The 17,053-nt window shown below is 67.7% G+C and carries 17 protein-coding genes; 2 read left to right on the forward strand and 15 right to left on the reverse strand.

Annotated elements, in window-relative coordinates:
- Positions 1-404, forward strand: a 404-nt coding sequence (locus tag VGP60_RS20750) for a hypothetical protein (RefSeq protein ID WP_327549700.1), incomplete at its 5' end; no start/stop codon positions are given.
- A gap of 108 nt (positions 405-512) precedes the next feature.
- On the opposite strand, the gene VGP60_RS20755 is transcribed toward VGP60_RS20750, so the two are convergent.
- The 15 genes from VGP60_RS20755 to VGP60_RS20825 form a co-directional block, all read right to left on the reverse strand.
- Positions 513-1,268, reverse strand: coding sequence for a lipoate--protein ligase family protein (locus VGP60_RS20755; RefSeq protein WP_327549727.1), 756 nt, complete (start codon positions 1,266-1,268; stop codon positions 513-515).
- A 10-nt stretch (positions 1,269-1,278) separates the two neighbouring features.
- Positions 1,279-2,667, reverse strand: coding sequence for an NAD(P)(+) transhydrogenase (Re/Si-specific) subunit beta (locus VGP60_RS20760; RefSeq protein WP_327549701.1), 1,389 nt, complete (start codon positions 2,665-2,667; stop codon positions 1,279-1,281).
- The gene (locus VGP60_RS20765; protein WP_327549702.1) at positions 2,664-2,981 is read right to left on the reverse strand and encodes an NAD(P) transhydrogenase subunit alpha; all 318 of its coding nucleotides are present in this window, start codon (positions 2,979-2,981) and stop codon (positions 2,664-2,666) included. The genes VGP60_RS20760 and VGP60_RS20765 overlap by 4 nt, the downstream gene beginning before the upstream one ends.
- Positions 2,981-4,129, reverse strand: coding sequence for a Re/Si-specific NAD(P)(+) transhydrogenase subunit alpha (locus tag VGP60_RS20770; RefSeq protein WP_327549703.1), 1,149 nt, complete (start codon positions 4,127-4,129; stop codon positions 2,981-2,983). The genes VGP60_RS20765 and VGP60_RS20770 overlap by 1 nt, the downstream gene beginning before the upstream one ends.
- A gap of 230 nt (positions 4,130-4,359) precedes the next feature.
- The gene (locus VGP60_RS20775; protein WP_327549704.1) at positions 4,360-4,566 is read right to left on the reverse strand and encodes a formate dehydrogenase subunit delta; all 207 of its coding nucleotides are present in this window, start codon (positions 4,564-4,566) and stop codon (positions 4,360-4,362) included.
- A gap of 4 nt (positions 4,567-4,570) precedes the next feature.
- On the reverse strand, positions 4,571-7,396 hold the full coding sequence (fdhF, locus tag VGP60_RS20780; protein WP_327549705.1) for a formate dehydrogenase subunit alpha: 2,826 nt from the start codon (positions 7,394-7,396) through the stop codon (positions 4,571-4,573).
- The gene (locus VGP60_RS20785; protein WP_327549706.1) at positions 7,393-8,982 is read right to left on the reverse strand and encodes an NADH-quinone oxidoreductase subunit NuoF; all 1,590 of its coding nucleotides are present in this window, start codon (positions 8,980-8,982) and stop codon (positions 7,393-7,395) included. Before VGP60_RS20785 ends, fdhF begins: the two co-directional genes overlap by 4 nt.
- A gap of 10 nt (positions 8,983-8,992) precedes the next feature.
- Complete coding sequence (locus tag VGP60_RS20790; RefSeq protein ID WP_327549707.1) at positions 8,993-9,463, reverse strand: formate dehydrogenase subunit gamma; 471 nt, start codon at positions 9,461-9,463, stop codon at positions 8,993-8,995.
- A gap of 260 nt (positions 9,464-9,723) precedes the next feature.
- Entirely contained in the window at positions 9,724-10,839 is a 1,116-nt protein-coding gene (locus tag VGP60_RS20795) for a cytochrome P450 (RefSeq protein WP_327549728.1), read from the reverse strand.
- A complete protein-coding gene (locus tag VGP60_RS20800; RefSeq protein WP_327549708.1) occupies positions 10,821-12,206 on the reverse strand; it encodes a cytochrome P450 in 1,386 nt (461 codons plus the stop codon). Before VGP60_RS20800 ends, VGP60_RS20795 begins: the two co-directional genes overlap by 19 nt.
- Positions 12,203-12,805, reverse strand: a complete 603-nt coding sequence (locus VGP60_RS20805) for a GTP-binding protein (RefSeq protein ID WP_327549709.1) — start codon at positions 12,803-12,805, stop codon at positions 12,203-12,205. The genes VGP60_RS20800 and VGP60_RS20805 overlap by 4 nt, the downstream gene beginning before the upstream one ends.
- A complete protein-coding gene (locus VGP60_RS20810; RefSeq protein WP_327549710.1) occupies positions 12,783-13,136 on the reverse strand; it encodes a DUF742 domain-containing protein in 354 nt (117 codons plus the stop codon). Before VGP60_RS20810 ends, VGP60_RS20805 begins: the two co-directional genes overlap by 23 nt.
- Positions 13,133-13,543 carry a roadblock/LC7 domain-containing protein gene (locus VGP60_RS20815; RefSeq protein WP_327549711.1) on the reverse strand — a complete coding sequence of 137 codons (411 nt, stop codon included), beginning with the start codon at positions 13,541-13,543 and terminating at the stop codon, positions 13,133-13,135. Before VGP60_RS20815 ends, VGP60_RS20810 begins: the two co-directional genes overlap by 4 nt.
- Entirely contained in the window at positions 13,540-14,901 is a 1,362-nt protein-coding gene (locus VGP60_RS20820; RefSeq protein WP_327549712.1) for an ATP-binding protein, read from the reverse strand. The genes VGP60_RS20815 and VGP60_RS20820 overlap by 4 nt, the downstream gene beginning before the upstream one ends.
- Positions 14,902-15,201: 300 nt before the next feature.
- On the reverse strand, positions 15,202-15,852 hold the full coding sequence (locus tag VGP60_RS20825; RefSeq protein WP_327549713.1) for a TetR family transcriptional regulator: 651 nt from the start codon (positions 15,850-15,852) through the stop codon (positions 15,202-15,204).
- A gap of 100 nt (positions 15,853-15,952) precedes the next feature.
- Between VGP60_RS20825 and VGP60_RS20830 the strand changes: the two genes are divergently transcribed.
- Positions 15,953-17,050, forward strand: a complete 1,098-nt coding sequence (locus VGP60_RS20830; RefSeq protein ID WP_327549714.1) for a ferredoxin reductase — start codon at positions 15,953-15,955, stop codon at positions 17,048-17,050.
- Positions 17,051-17,053: the final 3 nt, after the last annotated feature.

The following is a 17,053-nucleotide window of genomic DNA, read 5'->3' on the forward strand; positions in this document are numbered from 1 at the left end:
CGAAGGCTTCCGCCACGAAGGCCACTGCTGCCAAGGCTCCGGCGAAGGCAGCGGCCGCCAAGGCTCCGGCTGCCAAGGCGTCCGCGACCAAGCCCGCCGCTGCGAAGGCCCTGACCAAGTCCCCCGCGACCACGAGGACCGCCGCGGCCAAGACTCCCGCCAAGGCGGCCCCCGCCAAGGCTTCTGCCGCGAATGCCCCCGCTGCCAAGACTTCCACCGCGAAGTCCGCGGCCACGAAGGCCCCTGCCGCGGCGAAGGCTCCGGCCGTCAAGACCCCGGCTGCCAAGGCTCCTGCCGCCAAGACCGCCGCGGTCGCGCCCGCCACCCCGGCCCCGGCAGTCGCCGCCGCCAAGAAGACGATCCGCAAGGCTCCGCCGGTCAAGTTCTCCGCCGCCGCCAAGTAAGTGGCTCGTGAGTGGCTACGAGTGTTAGAACACTTGTTGCCACTCACGACCCACCCACCCACCCAGCCCGCTCCCCGTCCCAAACGCTGGGCCCCGCAGGGTCACCGGTCACACGGACTGGGGGGTCCAGGGGGCGTCTTGCTGGCGGCCCTCGGCGTGCCAGGGGGCGTGGTGGTAGCGGGAGGTGAGCAGTTTCCGCTGCCAGGCGCGTTCGGTGGCGTCTGGCTTCCGCGTCGAGAGCGGGCCGAACTGCGAAGCGGCGGCGGCGAGGATCGCGGAGGTGACTCCCTCGAGGCCGACGCGGAGTCCATGATCGGCAAGGGAAGCGACCTCGCTGCGATGTGAGTCCAGCGGCCGCGGGTCGGGCGACGGGCCCGTCAGGTAGCGGCCGACGCGCTCAGCGGCTGTCGAGATCAGCAGGGTCGAATGTGCCAGCAGACCGGTCTTGGTCCGGAAGACGGCGAACCCGCAGAGCTTGGCGTCGCCGATGAACAAACCCCGCTCACCGAGCCGAGGCGGCAGGCCCAGCCGCGAAACACCGTCGCTCATCAGGGAACCGATCGCCTCGAGAGGCCGATCGACCGGACCCGGGATCACCAGGGAAACGTTGAGGTTCCCCCGATCATGGAATACCGTGCCGCCGCCGCTGGCCCGCCGCAGCACCGGAATCCCGTCCTGCGCGCAGACATCCTCGCGGACTTCGCGGTACACCTTCTGCCCGCGCCCGACGACCACGCAGGCCGGGTTGCGCCACAGCCACAGCACCGGTGCGGCGGGGGCCGCGCGCAGCAAAGCTTCGTCCAGCGCGAGGTTTTCAGCCGGATCGTCGGACTCCCCGACGATCCGGCTGGCCCCGCTTACGATTTCCGCACCATCAAAGTGCTTTGAGCTCCTCCACGATCGAGCCGACAGACGTCTTCGCGTCACCGAAGAGCATGCTTGTCTTGGGATCGTAGAACAGGTCGTTGTCGATCCCGGCGAACCCCGAGCTCATGGAGCGTTTCAGCACGATCACCGACCGGCTGTGGTTCACCTTGAGGATCGGCATGCCGTAGATCGGCGAGCCGGGATCGGTTTCGGCGGCCGGGTTCGTGACGTCGTTCGCGCCGATGACCAGCGCGACGTCGGTCTGGGCGAACTCGGAGTTGATCTCCTCCATCTCCTTGAGCTGCTCGTAGGGCACGTCGGCCTCGGCGAGCAGGACGTTCATATGCCCCGGCATCCGGCCGGCGACCGGGTGGATCGCGTAGGCCACCTCGATGCCCTTGGCTTCCAGCAGCTTCGCCATCTCGCGCACCACGTGCTGCGCCTGCGCGACGGCCATCCCGTAACCGGGTACGACCACGACCTTGCTCGCGTAGGCCATCTGGATGGCGGTGTCCGACGCGCTGGTGCTCTGGACCGGCCGGTCCTCCGCGGAACCTCCACTCCCAGAAACCGCCGCGCCACCACCGAAACCGCCGGCCACGATCGCCGGGATCGACCGGTTCATCGCCTTGGCCATGAGGTTCGTCAGGATCGAGCCCGACGCCCCGACGATCATGCCCGCGACGATCAGCGCGGTGTTGTTGAGCGCGAGACCCATTGCCGCGGCGGACAATCCGGTCAACGCGTTCAGCAGCGAGATCACCACCGGCATGTCCGCGCCGCCGATCGGCAGCACCGCGGTCACGCCGAGCACCGCGGCCGCCAAGAGCAGCAGGACGATCAGCCACTGCGAACTGCCACCGGCCGCGATGGCCACCCCACAGCCCACGGCGACGACGAGTAGCGCCGCGTTCAGCGGTTTCTGCAGTGCGCCCAAGGTGATCGGGCGCCCGGAGATCAGCTCCTGCAGCTTCCCGAACGCGATATTGGAGCCCCAGAACGAGATCGACCCGACCAGCGCGGCGAACAGCGACGCGATGGCGACGTACTTCGGTTCGTGCTCGTAGCCGTGGGTCTGCCGGAATTCGACCCACGCGATCAGCGCGACCGCGCCACCGCCGACGCCGTTGAACAGCGCCACCATCTGCGGCATGGCCGTCATCTTCACCTTGCGCGCGGCCGGAACGCCGATCACGGCACCGATCGCGACACCCAGGACGATCAGGAGCCAGTTGCCCATGCCCGGTGTCAGCAGCGTCGCGATCACCGCGATGCCCATGCCGACCGCGGCGATCCAGTTACCGCGGACGGCGGTGCGCGGGCCGGTCAGTCCCATCAGGCCGTAGATGAACAGGGCGAACGAAATGATGTAGAGCACGGCGATGAAACTGCTCATGAATCGGCACCGTCCTTGTCGACCGGGGCGATCTCAGGTTTCTTCTGCTTGAACATCGCCAACATCCGGTCGGTCACCAGGAAGCCGCCGACGACGTTGATCGTGCCGAACGCGATCGCGATCACCAAAAGGATCTTGTTCAGCACGCCGTCGGCGCCGAGGCCGAGGACGATCAGCCCGCCGAGCAGCACGATGCCGTGGATGGCGTTGGTGCCGGACATCAGCGGGGTGTGCAAGGTGTTGGGCACCTTGGAGATCACCGTGAACCCCACGAATCCGGCGAGGACGAGTACCGCCAAGCTCTGCACCAGCATCACACCACCCCTTTCTCATCGGACTCCGCCACGGGCGCGGACTCTGGCTCGGGCTCCGCGGGGCGCCCTGCCACGCACGCGCCGGCGACGATCTCGTCGGTGAAGTCGAGCGCGAGCTTTCCCTCGCCGTCCACGAGCAACTCAAGCAGTTCGGTGACGTTGCGGGCGTAGAGCTCGCTCGCGTGCGCCGGCATTTCGGCGGGCAGGTTGAGCGGTGAGCAGATGGTGACGTCGAATTCGACGACCTCTTCGCCCGGTTTCGTCAGTTCGCAGTTGCCGCCGGACTCGCCCGCGAGGTCGACGACCACGCTGCCCGCCGGCATTCCGCGCACGGCGTCCGCGGTGACCAGCGTCGGTGCCTTGCGGCCAGGCACGAGCGCGGTGGTGATCACGACGTCGAACCGCGTGATCGCCTCGGTCAGCCGTCGCTGTTGCTCGGCGCGCTCGTCCTCGGTGAGCTCGCGGGCGTACCCGCCTTCGCCGGACGCTTCGATGCCGAGATCGAGGAACTTGGCCCCGATCGAGCGCACCTGCTCCCCGACTTCCGCGCGGACGTCGTAGCCGGTCGTCTGCGCGCCGAGGCGTTTGGCCGTGGCCAGCGCCTGCAACCCGGCGACGCCGGCGCCGAGGACGAGCACCTTCGCGGGCGGAACCGTGCCCGCCGCGGTGGTGAGCATCGGGAAGAAGCGGGTCAGCTTTTCGGCGGCCAAAAGGACCGCGCGATAACCGGAGACACTGCTTTGCGAGGACAACGCGTCCATCGCCTGCGCCCGCGAAATCCGGGGAATGGCCTCGACGGCGAACGCGACGATCCCGGCTCTCTCCAGCGCGGCGATGCCGTCGGCGTCGCCGCGGGGATTGAGGAATCCGATGAGGAGGGTGCCGGTGGCGAGTTTGCCGACCTCGTCCGCCGTCGGCGGGGCGACCTTGAGGACGACGTCCGCGCTCCACGGATCACCGATACTCGCACCGGCCTGCTCGAAGACCTCGTCGGAAAGGTGCGCACGCTGCCCGGCACCGGATTCGACGACGATCTTCAAGCCACGCTTGGCGAGGCGCTCGATGAGTTTCGGAACGAGCGCTACCCGGCGTTCTCCCGGCCTGGATTCCTTGACGACGCCGACCGTGAGCTGCTCGGTCTGGGCCACTGCGCGACCTCCTCTTAAATGAGGGACTGCGGGTTTTGGGTTTGGATCACGCAAGGTTGTACCACGCGTGATTAACGAATCCCATGTGAAAGTGACGTGACTTTCCCGGTGCCGGAGAGTCCGCTTTGGCGTAACGCGGCTCTTCTTGATCGATACTTGATCGACAAAGCAAGCACGTCTGCGAGACGTCCTGAGCCGTCTCGCAGACGTGTGGATTACCGCCCGGTTTTTTATCTGAGGAGCTTGACCGCCTCGACGATCAGCGGGTCGAGCTCGGCGTCGCGGTTGTCCGCGTGGCCGATCAACTGCTGGACCATCCGGGGCGCCCAGAACCGCTGGATGTGCGACGCAATCGTTTGCGCCGCCTCTCCGGGAGGTCGGTGCCGGAACTGGACGGCGATCTCGTTGGCCATCTTGGCCTGGGGTGCGTGGGACATGGGATCAGTCCCGGTGTGCCCCGAGGCCGACAGGGATCTCCTGCTGGGCCTCGGCGCTCTGGGCGGGTACGGGGTTGCGCAACTCGACCTGGACCGCGGTCACCTTGTACTCCGGGCAGTTGGTCGCCCAGTCGGAGTTGTCGGTGGTCACCACGTTGGCTCCGGTCACCGGATGGTGGAACGTCGTGTAGACGACCCCGACCGGCATCCGGTCGGAGAGCACCGCGTGCAGGGTGGTCGTGCCGACCCGGCTCGCCATACCCACCAGGTCCCCGCTGCCGATGCCGCGGACCTCGGCGTCGTGCGGGTGGATCTCGAGGATGTCCTCGGGATGCCAGGCGACGTTGCCGGTGCGCCGGGTCTGCGCGCCGACGTTGTACTGGCTCAGGATCCGGCCGGTGGTGAGGATCAGCGGGTACTTGCGGGTGCTCCGCTCGGCGGTGGGCACGTACGCCGTCTGGACGAACTTGCCCTTGCCGCGGGTGAACTCGTCGACGTGCATGGTCGGCGTGCCCTCGGGCGCGCTTTCGTTGCACGGCCACTGGATGCTGCCGAGCTTGTCGAGCCGGTCGAACGAGACACCGGCGAACGTCGGCGTCAAGGTCGCGATCTCGTCCATGATCTCGCTGGGGTGGTTGTACCGCATCGGGTAGCCCATCGCCTCCGCCAGATCGCTGACGATCTCATGCTCGTGCTTGCCGGTCTTCGGTGCCATCACCGGGCGCACGCGGTTGATCCGGCGCTCGGCGTTGGTGAAGGTGCCGTCCTTCTCCAGGAACGAGGTGCCGGGGAAGAACACGTGCGCGAACTTGGCCGTCTCGTTGAGGAACAGGTCCTGCACGATGCAGAGATCGAGCGCGTTCAGCGCCGCGTGCACGTGGTTGGTGTTCGGATCGGACTGCGCGATGTCCTCTCCCTGGACGTACAGCGCGCGGAACGTGCCGTCCACGGCGGCGTCGAACATGTTGGGGATGCGCAGCCCCGGCTCGGAAAGCAGCTCGCGCTCCCACAGCTTCTCGAAGACGTTGCGCACGGCGTCGTCGGAGACGTGCCGGTAGCCGGGCAACTCGTGCGGGAACGAGCCCATGTCACACGAACCCTGCACGTTGTTCTGACCGCGCAACGGGTTCACGCCGACGCCCTCGCGCCCGATGTTGCCGGTGGCCATGGCGAGGTTGGCCATGCCCATCACCATCGTCGAGCCCTGGCTGTGCTCGGTGACGCCGAGCCCGTAGTAGATCGCGCCGTTGCCCGCTTCCGCGTAGAGCCGGGCGGCACCACGCAGGTCTTCGGCGGGGATACCACTGATGATCTCGAGGGCTTCGGGGCTGTTCTCGGGGCGGGCGATGAACTCCGCCCACTCGTCGAACTCCTCGCAGCGGTCGTCCACAAAGGACCGGTCGACGAGTCCTTCGGTGACCACCACGTGCGCCATCGCGTTGACGACGGCGACGTTGGTGCCCGGCGCGAGCTGAAGGTGGTACTGCGCCTCGATATGCGGCGAGCGCACGAGGTCGATCCGGCGCGGGTCGATGACGATGAGCTTCGCGCCCTCACGCAGCCTGCGCTTCATCCGCGACGCGAACACCGGGTGCCCGTCGGTCGGGTTGGCGCCGATCACGACGATCACGTCGGACTTCGCGACCGAGCGGAAGTCCTGTGTCCCGGCGGATTCGCCGAAGGTCTGCTTCAGGCCGTAACCGGTCGGCGAGTGGCAGACGCGGGCGCAGGTGTCGACGTTGTTGTTGCCGAAGGCCGCGCGCACCATCTTCTGCACGACGTAGACCTCTTCGTTGGTACAGCGCGAAGACGTGATGCCGCCGATCGAGCCGACACCGTGCTCGGCCTGGATCGCCTTGAGCCGGGTGGCCGCATAGCCGATCGCGGTCTCCCAGTCGACTTCCTGCCACTCGTCGGTGATCTTCTCCCGGATCATCGGGTTCATCTGCCGATCCGGGTGGCTGGCGTAGCCGAAAGCGAAGCGCCCCTTGACACACGAGTGGCCTTCGTTGGCGCCACCGTCCTTATAGGGCACCATGCGGACGAGCTCGTCACCGCGCAGCTCGGCCTTGAACGAGCAGCCGACCCCGCAGTAGGCGCAGGTCGTGATCACGCTGCGGCTCGGCATTCCCAGCTGCACCACTGACTTCTCCTGCAGCGTGGCGGTGGGGCAGGCCTGGACGCACGCGCCGCAGGACACGCACTCGGAGTCCATGAAGGACTCACCCAGACCGGCCGCCACCTTCGACTCGAACCCGCGGCCCTCGATGGTGAGGGCGAACGTGCCCTGCACCTCGCCGCAGGCGCGGACGCAGCGGGAGCAGGAAATGCACTTCGAGGCGTCGAAGTCGAAGTACGGGTTGCTGGAGTCGGTCGGCTCGTCGAGGTGGTTCTCGCCCTCGTAGCCGTACCGGACCTGACGCAGGCCCACCGCGCCGGACATGTCCTGCAGTTCGCAGTCGCCGTTGGCGGAGCAGGTCAAACAGTCCAGCGGGTGGTCGGAGATGTAGAGCTCCATGACGCCTTGGCGGAGCTTCTCCAGCTTCGGCGTCTGTGTCTTCACCTTCATTCCCGGGCTGCACGGTGTGGTGCACGACGCCGGGGTGCCGCGGCGGCCGTCGATTTCGACGAGGCACAGCCGGCACGAACCGAACGCCTCCAGGCTGTCCGTGGCGCACAGCTTGGGGATGTCGATCCCGCTCATCGCGGCGGCGCGCATCACCGAGGTGCCTTCGGGCACGGTCACCGGCAAGCCGTCGACCTCGACCTCGACCGTCGCGGGGCCGGCTTGGGCCGGCGTGCCGAAGTCCTGTTCCTTGATCAAGGTCATCGTGTCGCCTCCGTGATACTGAGCGCGATAGTTCGTGGCTTGTCGCGCGGGGTGAAATCGTCCGAGAAGTGCCGCAGTGCACTGAGTACGGGATTCGGGGTCAGCCCGCCCATCGCGCAGAGCGAGCCGTCGGTCATCAGCTCACAAAGATCGCCGAGCAGCGCGAGGTTCCCGTCGGGATCCTCACCGGCGACGATCTTGTCGATCGTTTCGACACCGCGTACCGAGCCCACGCGGCAGGGCGTGCATTTCCCGCAGGATTCCTCGGCGCAGAACTCCATCGCGAAGCGGGCCATCGCGGCCATGTCGACGGTGTCGTCGAAGACCACGATGCCGCCGTGCCCGAGCATCGCGCCCGCGGCGGCGAAGGCCTCGTAGTCCATCGGCAGGTCGAACTGCGACGTCGGCAGGTACGCGCCGAGCGGGCCGCCGACCTGGACCGCGCGGATTTCGCGGCCCGACAGCGTGCCGCCGCCGTAGCCGTTGACGAGCTCGTCGAGCGTGATGCCGAACGCCGTCTCGACGACCCCGCCGCGCGCGATGTTGCCACCCAGCTGGAAAACCTGCGTGCCGCGCGACCGTTCGACGCCGAGTGCCTGGTACGCCTCGGCGCCGTCGGCCAGGATCGCCGGGACCGAAGCGAGCGTGAGGACGTTGTTGACCACCGTGGGTTTGCCGAACAGGCCGGTGATCGCCGGGATCGGCGGTTTGGCGCGGACCATGCCGCGCTTGCCTTCCAGGCTTTCCAGCATCGACGTCTCTTCGCCGCAGATGTACGCGCCCGCGCCGACCCGCACGAAGAGGTCGAACTTCGTTTCGGAGCCGAGGATTTGCTCACCGAGCCAGCCGTGCGCGTACGCGATGTCGATGGCGCGGCGCATGGTCTCGACGGCGTCGGGGTACTCGGAGCGGATGTAGATGTAGCCCTCGGTGGCGCCGACGGCGTGCGCGGCGATAGTCATGCCCTCGATGAGGCAGAACGGGTCGCCCTCGATGAGCATCCTGTCGGCGAACGTCCCGCTGTCGCCTTCGTCGGCGTTGCAGCAGATGAACTTGAGCCCGTCTTCGAGCTCCGAGACCGTTTTCCACTTGATCCCGGCGGGGAATCCCGCGCCGCCGCGGCCGCGCAGCCCGGACGCGGTCACCTCGGCGACGACGTCGGCCTTGTCCATTTCGAGCGCGCGGCGCAGGCCCGCGGTGCCGCCGTGGTTGAAGTAGTCCTCGGCCGACAGCGGATCGGTGATGCCGACGCGGGCGAAGCAGACGCGGTTCTGGTCCTTGAGCCACGGCAGTTCTTCGACCAGGCCGTGGCAGAGCGGGTGCGGGGCGCCGTCGAGCATCCTGGCCGAGAGCAGCTCGTCGACCTGGCTCGCGGAGACCGGGCCGTAACCGACGCGACCTTCGTCCGTCTCGATCTCGACGAAGGGCTCCAGCCAGAGCATGCCGCGCGAACCGTTGCGCACCACGCGGACGTCACGTCCCATGGCGACGGCCTCGCGCTGGATCGCCGAGGCGACCCCGTCGGCTCCGACGGACAGGGCGGCGGAGTCGCGGGGGACGTAAACCGTGGTGGGGTAAGCAGTCATGTCCGTCCCTCTATTCGACAGCGGTGACGATGGCGTTCAGGCGATCGGCGTCGACGCGGCCGTAGAGCCGGCCGTTGACCTCCGCCGCGGGCCCGAGCGCGCAGTTGCCGAGGCAGAAGACCTGCTCCAGCGTCACGGAGCCGTCCATCGCGGTGCCGCCCATCTTGACGCCGAACCGCTCCTCGGCGTGCTTCGCGAGCGCCTCCGCGCCCACCGACTGGCAGGCCTCCGCCCGGCAGATGCGCACGGTGGTGGCGCCCGGCGGCTCCTGCCGGAAGTCCTCGTAGAAGGTGACGACCCCGTGCACGTCGGCGCGGGAGATGTTGAGTTCCTTCGCCACCAGTGGCAAGACGTCCTTGTCGACGTAGCCGAATTCGGCCACGAGCGAGTGCAGGATCGGCAGCAGGGCGCCACGGTCCCGGCGGTGCGAGTCGATGATCTCGCGTACGCGCTCTTCGACCGACGCACTGTCGACCGTCATGGTCTCGTCCCTTCGGCCGGGTTCTGTATACAGTATGCCAATGTAGCCGATCAACGTGAGCGAGCAACAGGGCCCGGACGAGAATCTTTGGTGACCCGAGAACCCAAGACATGACGAAGGGGACCTTCTACACGATGGTCGTGAGGAAGGTCCCCTTCGTCAAGCTTTCCGCAGCACAGACGCGAATCGCAACGTGCCCACACTGGGGAGGTGCGTATCGCCATCTGTCGACAGATGGCGATCTCTTAGCTACCGAGAGATCAGGGGGTGGGTGGGCCCAGGGTGACCGGCAAGGTGCGGTGGCCGTTGGAGATGAAGGAGCCGATGGGCTCCAGATCGCCGACGGGCACGGCCAGCGCGAGCTCGGGGAAGCGCGCGAACAGCGCGGGCAGCGCGGTTTCGGCTTCCAGCCTGGCCAGCGGCGCCCCGAGGCAGTAGTGCACCCCGTGGCCGAACGCGAGGCTCGCCTTGTCCTCACGCGAGATGTCGAACTCGTCGGCGTCCGCGTGATGCGAGCCGTCCCGTCCCGCGGCCGCGTACGACGCCAGGATCGCCTCGCCCTTACGGATGGTGACAACGTCGTCAAGCTCGATGTCTTCGACGGCGTAGCGCAGCGGCAGGTTCGCCACGGGGGCTTGCCAGCGCAGCGTTTCGTCGATGACGTCGGTCCAGGTGCTCAACCCGTCGCGGACCCGCTGAAGCTGCTCGGGATGGGTGAGCAACGCGGTGATCGCGTGGTCGAGCAGGTTGACCGTGGTCTCGTGCCCGGCCGAGATCACCAGGATCAGCGTGTCGACCAGTTCGGTCTCCTCCAGCGCCGAACCGTCGTCGTTGCGCACCGCGATCAGGCCGCTGGCGAGATCGTCGCCGGGGTCGGCCCGTTTGCTCGCGACGAGCTCACCCAGCAGGCGGTACAGCTCGATCTGGTTGGCCAGCGCCTCTTCCGCCGTCGCCGTGGTGTTGAAAACGCCGTCGACGGCCGTCTTCAACCCGGGCCGCACCTCTTCGGGGATCCCGAACAGCCGGCAGATGACCTCGATCGGCAGCGGGTAGGCGAACGCCTCGCGCAGATCGACCGTGCCGGACCTCGACGCGAGGTCGTCGAGCAGACCCGCGGTGATCTGCTCGACCTGCGGCCGCAGCGCCTCGGTGCGGCGCGGGGTGAACGCCTTCGACACCAGCGAACGCAGCCGCCGGTGGTCGCCGCCGTACGCGGTGAACATGTTCTGCACCGACACCCAGATGTGCAGCGGCCAGTCCGCGGGGATCTCGCCGTTGGTATACGCCGTCCAGTGCTGACGCGGGTCCTTCGACACGCGCGGATCGCTGAGTAACCGCCTCAGCGCGTCAAGGCCGGTTACTGACCACGCCACCACTTGACCAGGAAGCTCCACCAGCGTGGCCGGGCCGGATTTGGCGAGCTCGGCGCCTTCGGCGTGGATGTCCCGTCCTGCGGGGTCGAGGACGTAGGGGCTGGCTGGGCGGTCCATCGGCTGTCTCCTGACGTTTCGGCGGGTGGTACCGGAACTGCTACCGGGGTGAAACGAACGGGGAGCGAGGTGAGCGCACGGTGGAAGGGGCCCGGCCGCCAGACGAGTTCGTCGACGGGAACGGCCAGCCGGATGTCGGGCAGGCCATCGAGCAGTGTCTCGATGGCGGCGGAAGCGATGAGCCGGGCCTGGAGCTGGGCGGGGCAGGTGTGCACGCCGGCGCCCCAGGCGAGGTGGGCGCGGTTGCCCATGCGCTGGTCGCCGATCAGCTCGGGATCGGTGTTGGCGGCGGCGAAACTGATCACGACGGGCTCGGCCGCGGGCAGGCGGATACCGCCGAAGTCGAGGTCCTCCAACGGATAGCTCGCGGAGTAGTTGGCCATCGGCGGGTCGGTCCAGAGGACCTCGTCGAGTGCCTCTTCGACGGGCATGCTGCCGCCGCCGAGGTTTCCGGCGAACCGGTCGTCGGACAGCAGGAGCCGGATGCCGTTGGCGATCAGGTTCTGCTCGGGCTCGGTGCCGGCGCCCATCATCAGCACGAGCTGGTGCAGCATCTCCTCGTCGGTCAGCCGCGCCGGGTGCGCGAGCATCCACGACACGACGTCGTCGCCGGGCTGCGCCCGCTTGAGGGCGAGCAGTTCGAGCATGCACATCGTGAGCCGCTCGTTGGCCTTCTCGACGTCGATCATGTCGAAGATCGCCTGCATCCCGGTGACGAGCCGGTCGCCGAGCTCCTGCGGGCAGCCGTAGAGATGGTTGAACACGCGCAAGGACAACAGCGCGGAGTAGTTGTTGAGCAGGTCCGCCTCGCCGGTGGGACCGAACTCCCGGATGACCTCACGGGCGCTTTCCTCGACGTAGACCCGCAACGCGTTCGGGTCGACCCGCGCGAGGCTGTCCGTGACCGCGCCACGCAGCCGGGCGTGCACCGCGCCGTCGGTGAACAGGCAGTTGGGGCGGTACCCCATCATCGGCAGCACGGGGCTGTCCGCTGCCTGCGTCGCCTGCCAGCGGCGGGGGTCACGCGGGAAGGTGTTCGGGTTGCGCACCACTTCGAGGACCGCGCCGTAGCTGGTCACGAGACTGGCCGGGACACCGGGAGCGAGCTCGACCGGCGCGATCGGCCCGTGCTTGCGCAGCTGCTCGTAGGCACCGGCGGGGTTGGCGGCGAATTCCGGACCGTACAACGGAAGCCGTCCGTTGACGTGGGCTGGGCAGCCCGGAGGTGGAAGCTGGCCGGCGGGTGTGGTCACACGTACTCCTGGCTGCTGGTGCGGTTGAAGAGGTATTCGACTAGGGCGATCAGCGCGTGCGTCGAGGAGAGCCGATCCCTGGCGTCACAGTTGACGAGCTGGGTTTCGGGCAGCAGGTCGAGGGCGTCGCGCAGTTCTTCGTCGGGGAAGGTCGGGGCGCCGTCGAACTGGTTGATGGCCACCGCGTAGGGCAGGCCGATTTCTTCCAGCAGGCCCATGACGTCGAACGAGTTCTCGAGGCGGCGGGGATCGGCGAGGACGAGCGCGCCGAGTGCGCCGTGCGCGATGTCCTTCCACAGCTGGGTAAAACGCTGCTGGCCGGGGGCGCCGAAGAGGTAGAGCACCACCTGGTCGCTCAGGGTCAGGCGGCCGAAGTCCATCGCGACGGTGGTGGTTTCCTTGCCCTTCACCCCGGCGAGATCGTCGACGAGCGCGCCGGCCTGCGTCATCGTTTCTTCGGTGCGCAGCGGCCGGATCTCCGACAGGGTGCCGACGAACGTGGTCTTGCCGACGGCGAAATGGCCGACGATCAGGATTTTCACCGCGGTTTGCACGGTATCGCGCAGGTATACCCCGTCAGGTGAGAGCGCGGAGGCCATCGAGCACGTCCTTCAGGAGCTTGAGGTCGGGGTGGTCGGTGTACGGGAACGCGGCATGGGTGGCGATATGCCCGGAATCGACGAGATCCGACAGCAGCACCTTCGTCACGCTGGTGGCCAGGCTCAGGTGCGCCGCGACTTCGGCGACCGAGAGCGCACCGCCGCGGCACAGCTCCATCAGGCGTTTCTTTTCCGGGCTCAGCCCCGAAACGTCCTGGCGGGTGGCGACGACGACCGTGACGAGGTCGAAGGTGTTGCGGGTCGGGTGGGCCCGGCCCCCGGTCACCACATGTGGCCGGACCAGTGCCCGCTCCCGCCGGTTGCCGCTCATGCGAGACTGCCGGATTCCTGCTGGGCGTAGCGGGGTGGAGTGGTCAGCTCGTTACCGAGCCGTTGCACCAGTTCCTGCAGCCGGGAGGAAACCCCCTCCATGTCGACCTTGTCCGTCGCGGACACCGCGAGGTAGGCGCCGGGGCCCGCGGCGACGAGGAAGATGTAACCGCCGGGGAACTCGTTCACCGTCTGCTGCCAGTTCTCGGCCGTCTCGCCGCAGAACTCGGCGGTGTTGCGCGCCAAGGCCTGCAGGCCGGACATGGCCGCGGCGTTGCGGTCCGCGTCGTCCCGGCTGATGCGCTCCGAGTGCGCCATGAGCAGCCCGTCCGCCGAGAGCAGGATCGCGTACAGCGTCTCGGGCATCTTCATGGCGTCGTCGAGCATCCAGCCCAACTTGTTGTTCACTGGGGGTTCCCTTCGGAAACAGTGGGGTTGGCACTGGAATTCGTGCTCTCCCGGCCGGTGCGGGTGCCGCGCTGCCACGCGGCCAGACCGGTCGCTGTCTTCTCCGACGACTTCTCCACCGGCGGGCGGGTCTGCGACGGGGTGCTCACCGGGCGCTCGACGACAGGCTCGCGGCGCGTGCGCCTCGGCAGGCCACCGGGAGTGCGATCGAGTTCCGCCTCGGGCGCGGGCGTTTGCCGCGGGGTCGGGGACGGCCGGAGGGGCTCCGGTTCGGAAACCGGCTCCGGCGCGGGCGCCTGCTGCAGGGGGACCTGCTGCACCGGGACCGCGGCCGGTGTCGCCTTCGGGGCCGGGTTCAACGGGGCCTGCGCGCCGGCGCGGGTGAGCAGTGCCGTCGGCAGGAAGACCACCGCGCGGACGCCGCCGTACGGCGACTGCGTGTCCACGGAAACACTGAACCCGTAGCGGGCGGCGAGCACGCCGATGACGGCGAACCCGATCCGCGGCGGGTCGCCGAGCCTGTTGATGTCATGCCCACCCTGTCCGGAGAGAAGCCATGCCGCGCGCTGCAACGCTTCGAGAGTCATGCCGACGCCGGCGTCGTCGATCATGATCGCCATGCCGTTGTGCGCCTGCTGGAAGTTGACCTCGACGGTGGTGCTCGGCTGCGAGTGCCGCGCGCCGTTGTCGAGGAGTTCGGCCACGGTGAGCACGACCGGCTCCACCGCGCGGCTGACCACCGCGATGTCGGCCTGCGCGGGAATCTGCACCCGCCGGTAATCCCGGATCCGCGAAGTCGCGCCGCGGACCACGTCGGTCAGTGAGGACACCGAACGCTGCTGGCCGGGCCAGGATCCGCAGAGGACCGCTGTCGCCTGCGCGCGCCGGCTGAGCTGGGAGTTCGCGTGGTCGATCTTCAGCAGGTCCGCGAGTACCTCGGGATCGTCGTGGCGGTCCTCCATCGTCGAGATCGCCAACTGCTGCTCGTTGGCGAGGTTCTGGACGGTGCGCATCATCGCCTTCAACGTCGCCTTCGCGGACTGCTCGACGCTGGCCGACGTCTGCTGCACGGACTCGGCGACGAGGTCGAGCACCGGGCGATGGGCTTCCCCGAGTTCGGCGTCCAGCGGGCCGGGAACCTCCACCGGCCGGTGGTTCACCTGCTCCACCAGCGCGGGGAGCCGATTCTGGACCAGATGACGTTCCTCGTCGACCCGGGCCCGCAGGTCGTTTTCGGTGAGCTGAACTCTGGCGCGGACGTGGGCGGTGATGCGCCGCTGGCGGACCAGCAGAACCCCGATCACGAGCACAATTGCCAGCAGAAACCAGAACGCCACCGCAAGGGTTTGTTGATCCATCAGTTCCTCATGGTCGGAAGTGCCTTCGCCACTGTTGCGCGCCAGACGCGGAGCAGTGAACCAGTGGATAGAAGAATCGCACTGTAGCGGATCGCTTCCTTCCTGCAGCCCGGCCATGAACAACTCGCGAGACAAGATCGAAGCTGTACCACGGGTCCGGAAAGAACTGCAAGAAAGACGCCGTTTTCCGCCCACATGGAGCAATTTCGGAAATGCGGATCGACGATTGGACGCGGCGATCCGGAAATGGTACTCGGGCGACGTGCTCGATGAAAGGGCGGATCCGTCGCGAACCACTCGCTAACGGACAACACGCCAGTTCGGCACACCGAGAAAGATCAGCCGAAGCCGCTTCTCCGCGGTCTTCACGATGAGCGCGTCGGTTTCCTCGTCACGCGGACGCGCTTCGATGAGTTCGACGACCGTCGAGAGCATCGCGGTGACAATCAGGTCCGCCATCATGTGCAGGTCGTCGGTGTTCCATTCGCGCAGGTGCTCGAACCGCGCGAGGTCGACGGCGAGGTCGCTGGAGAAAAGCTTCAGCTCGATGGCGATGGCGCGTTGCACCGGACCCGAACCGCTGTACCGCTCGCGCGTGAGGAAGCGGAAATGGTCCTCGTGCGCGCGGACATGTTCATGCAGTGTTCGCACCGACGCCCGGATGATGTGCGTGTACGTCCGCGGGTTGCTGCGGGCCGAGCGGATCATCCGCCGCAGCGTGCGCATCGACTCCTCGACGAGCGCGACCCCGAGCTCGTCCATCGACGCGAAATGACGGTAGAACGCCGTCGGCACGATACCGGCCCGCTTCGTGACCTCGCGCAGGCTGAGGTTGGCGAAGGCACGTTCGGCGAGCAGCTCGAGGGCTGCGTCGAGAAGGGCCTGCCGGGTGCGCTGCTTGCGCTCCTGGCGGCTCACGGGCTCGGCGGTCACCTGAGCGAGCGTACGCATGTCCCTCCTGTTCTCCACGTCACAGCGGCTCACCTTGACACTTCCAGCGTCATGCCTTCCACTGTTTAGTGTACAGCTGTTCACTGGAACTGGAGGTGCCATGACAGCCTTAGTGCCCCGAAGCCGTCGCAAGCTCGCCTCCCTGGCCGAGGCATTGCTGACGCCGCACGGCATGGACCGCTACCTCGAACTGGTCGACCCGATGCTGGTCCGCCGCGAGATCCGCGGCGTCGTGACCGGCGTCGAACGGCAGACCGCCGACACGGTGACGCTCACGATCCGCCCCAGCCGGGCGTGGCGAGGCTTCACCGCCGGTCAGTACGTGCGGGTTTCGGTGGACATCAACGGCGTCCGCCGCACCCGCTGCTACTCCCCCGCCTGCTCGCAGCACCGCCGCGACGGGCAGCTCGAACTCACCGTGAAGGCCGACCCGAAGGGCCTGGTTTCCCGGTACCTGCACGAAAACGCCGAGCCAGGCATGGTAGTCAACCTGTCCCAGCCGGACGGCGGCTTCACCATGCCGGAGCGCCGCGCGCCGAAGACGCTGCTGATCAGCGGCGGCAGTGGGATCACGCCGGTGCTCTCGATGCTGCGCACCCTCGTCGACGAGCGGCACCCGGGTGAAATCGTCTTCCTGCACTACGCGAACACCGCCGAAGACGTGCTCTACCGCGAAGAACTCGCGAAGCTGGCCGCGCTGCACTCCGGCGTCAAGATCGTGCTTGCTTACACACTGGCGAAATCCGGCGCCGACCTGCACGGCTTCTTCAGCGCGAAGCACCTGACCAAGGCCGCGCCCTGGTACCGCGACGCCGAAACCTACCTCTGCGGCCCGAAGCCCCTGATGGACTCCGTCCGCGAGCGATTCGGCGACGACGGCTTGAGTGAACGACTGCACACCGAGGAGTTCACGCCGCCCGCGCTGAAGTTCGACAAGGCCGACGCCGAGGGGCAGATCCGGTTCGCGCACAGCGGCAAGGAGTTCGCGAACTCCGGCAAACCACTGCTCGAACAGGCCGAGGACGCCGGGCTGAACCCGGAGCACGGCTGTCGCATGGGCATCTGCTTCTCGTGCACGAAGGTCAAGACGTCCGGCTGCGTGCGGAACGCGAAGTCCGGTGCGCTGTCCGAAGAAGAGAACGAAGAAATCCAGCTCTGCATCTCCGTCCCGGTCGGGGACGTCGAGATCAACGCCTAGTCG

Origin of the sequence: Amycolatopsis sp., from assembly GCF_036008905.1 — a bacterium.
Taxonomy (GTDB): Bacteria; Actinomycetota; Actinomycetes; order Mycobacteriales; family Pseudonocardiaceae; genus Amycolatopsis.

What these genes read in the sequence shown, in the direction of transcription:
- VGP60_RS20760 (WP_327549701.1), bottom strand. Translation starts at nt 2,667, where the DNA reads ATGAGCAGTTTCATCGCCGTGCTCTACATCATTTCGTTCGCCCTGTTC.
- VGP60_RS20765 (WP_327549702.1), bottom strand. Translation starts at nt 2,981, where the DNA reads ATGCTGGTGCAGAGCTTGGCGGTACTCGTCCTCGCCGGATTCGTGGGG.
- VGP60_RS20775 (WP_327549704.1), bottom strand. Translation starts at nt 4,566, where the DNA reads ATGTCCCACGCACCCCAGGCCAAGATGGCCAACGAGATCGCCGTCCAG.
- fdhF (WP_327549705.1), bottom strand. Translation starts at nt 7,396, where the DNA reads ATGACCTTGATCAAGGAACAGGACTTCGGCACGCCGGCCCAAGCCGGC.
- VGP60_RS20785 (WP_327549706.1), bottom strand. Translation starts at nt 8,982, where the DNA reads ATGACTGCTTACCCCACCACGGTTTACGTCCCCCGCGACTCCGCCGCC.
- VGP60_RS20790 (WP_327549707.1), bottom strand. Translation starts at nt 9,463, where the DNA reads ATGACGGTCGACAGTGCGTCGGTCGAAGAGCGCGTACGCGAGATCATC.
- VGP60_RS20805 (WP_327549709.1), bottom strand. Translation starts at nt 12,805, where the DNA reads ATGGCCTCCGCGCTCTCACCTGACGGGGTATACCTGCGCGATACCGTG.
- VGP60_RS20810 (WP_327549710.1), bottom strand. Translation starts at nt 13,136, where the DNA reads ATGAGCGGCAACCGGCGGGAGCGGGCACTGGTCCGGCCACATGTGGTG.
- VGP60_RS20820 (WP_327549712.1), bottom strand. Translation starts at nt 14,901, where the DNA reads ATGGATCAACAAACCCTTGCGGTGGCGTTCTGGTTTCTGCTGGCAATT.
- VGP60_RS20825 (WP_327549713.1), bottom strand. Translation starts at nt 15,852, where the DNA reads ATGCGTACGCTCGCTCAGGTGACCGCCGAGCCCGTGAGCCGCCAGGAG.
- VGP60_RS20830 (WP_327549714.1), top strand. Translation starts at nt 15,953, where the DNA reads ATGACAGCCTTAGTGCCCCGAAGCCGTCGCAAGCTCGCCTCCCTGGCC.